This is a genomic window from Planomonospora algeriensis (assembly GCF_977012225.1).
Genome location: NZ_CDRNDK010001198.1, coordinates 1 through 217, shown reverse-complemented (window position 1 = coordinate 217; position 217 = coordinate 1). Strand labels below are relative to the sequence as shown.

The following is a 217-nucleotide window of genomic DNA, read 5'->3' as shown; positions in this document are numbered from 1 at the left end:
GCCGGCAGCGCCGCCCGATCCAGCTTCCCGTTGCCCGTCAACGGCAACGCCTCCAGCACCACCACCGCCGACGGCACCATGAACTCCGGCAACGTCTCCGCCGCGAACCTCCGCACCTCCTCCGGTACGAGCACCGCATCCGCGCCCGCCGGGACCACGTACGCCACCAGCCGCCGATCCCCCGGCCGGTCCTCCCGCACCACCACCGCCACATCCG

General features: G+C 73.7%; 1 protein-coding gene. It reads right to left on the bottom strand.

Annotated elements, in window-relative coordinates; translation table 11 throughout:
• Window positions 1-217 (bottom strand): AMP-binding enzyme (locus ACWJ6R_RS38415; RefSeq protein WP_449066858.1); only part of this gene is annotated, 217 nt, incomplete at both ends.